This window comes from Mesorhizobium silamurunense (genome assembly GCF_014843825.1).
Classification (GTDB): Bacteria; Pseudomonadota; Alphaproteobacteria; order Rhizobiales; family Rhizobiaceae; genus Mesorhizobium; species Mesorhizobium silamurunense.
The window spans coordinates 1-1,235 of record NZ_JHQR01000033.1; the positions used below are offsets into that span (position 1 = coordinate 1).

At 61.8% G+C, this 1,235-nt stretch carries 1 protein-coding gene; it reads right to left on the reverse strand.

Annotation, left to right across the window (positions count from 1 at the left end; genetic code table 11):
- Window positions 1-87: 87 nt before the first annotated feature.
- Window positions 88-1,113, reverse strand: coding sequence for an IS110 family RNA-guided transposase (locus tag DH10_RS03335; protein WP_192384195.1), 1,026 nt, complete (start codon window positions 1,111-1,113; stop codon window positions 88-90).
- Window positions 1,114-1,235: the final 122 nt, after the last annotated feature.

A 1,235-nucleotide genomic window follows, 5' to 3' on the forward strand; every position in this document is an offset into this window, starting at 1 on the left:
GGTTTTCCCGATCCCGTCTCGTTGACCGTTGCGCCATACTCTCCGTTCGACCTTCTCACGCTTTGGTAGCCCGCTCAGGGGAGCGGACTATCCCGCCAAGGCTGGTGTCCGATAGGTTCCACCCTTGGCCATCAGGGCCCACACGATGCGCGCCGTCTTGTTGGCCAGGGCGACGATCACCAGCATGGGCGGCTTGCGGCTCAGCATCCGCGAGAGCCACGGATCTGCCGTCGCGCCCTTGCGCATAGCCCAGCGCACGGTAGCGCTGGCCCCGATGATCAGCAGCCGGCGCAAGGTTCGCTCGCCCATTCGGGACGTTTCGCCGAGCTTCTGCTTTCCCCCTGAGGAATGTTGCAGCGGCGTGAGGCCGAGCCATGCCGCGAAGCCGCGCCCTCTCTTGAAGGTCTTGGCAGAAGGCGCCAACGCGGCAACAGCCGTCGCGCTAATCGGTCCTATGCCGGGGATGGTCATCAATCGCTTGGCTTCGGCATCATTCCTGGCGCGCCGGGCAATCTCGCGGTCGAGCATTGCCACCTTCTCATCCAGGGAGCGGAGCTGTTCGACGACCAGAGACAGGATCTGGCGGGCGGCTTCGGGGATGGTAGAATCCTTGTCCTCTATCTCTGCGATAAGCTTGGCTACATGGAAGAGGCCCTGCGCAGCCACCAGCCCAAACTCGGCAAGATGGCCCCGTATCGCATTGATGGTTTGCGTCCGCTGGCGAACCATCAGGTCGCGAACGCGAAACACCATAGCCGTAGCTTGCTGATCTTCGCTCTTCACCGCTACGAATCGCATGGTCGGCCGTTGCGCAGCTTCGCAGATCGCTTCGGCGTCAGCGGCATCGTTCTTCTGCCGCTTCACGAAAGGCTTCACGTATCCCGGAGCGATTAGCCGGACATCGTGCCCCAGCTTCGCAATCTCCCGCGCCCAGTAATGGCCGCCGGCGCACGCTTCCATGGCAACCGTGCAGGCCGGCTGAGCAGCAAGAAACCGAAGCACGTGATCGCGGCGAAGCTTCTTCCTGAACAACACAGCTCCCGACGCATCCGAACCGTGGGCTTGGAACACGTTCTTCGCCAGATCCAATCCGATTATGTTAACTTCCAACATGGACGCCTCCGTTCAAGTGATGATCGACGACACCACTTTGGCACAGCGATGCCGTGAGGGGGCGTCCACATGGGGTAATCGCGGGAGCGACGCACCCTGGACCAAATCATAGTCTTGGAGGG

Excerpts from the sequence above, each read along its gene's own strand:
- DH10_RS03335 (WP_192384195.1), bottom strand. The coding sequence starts at position 1,113 with ATGTTGGAAGTTAACATAATCGGATTGGATCTGGCGAAGAACGTGTTC.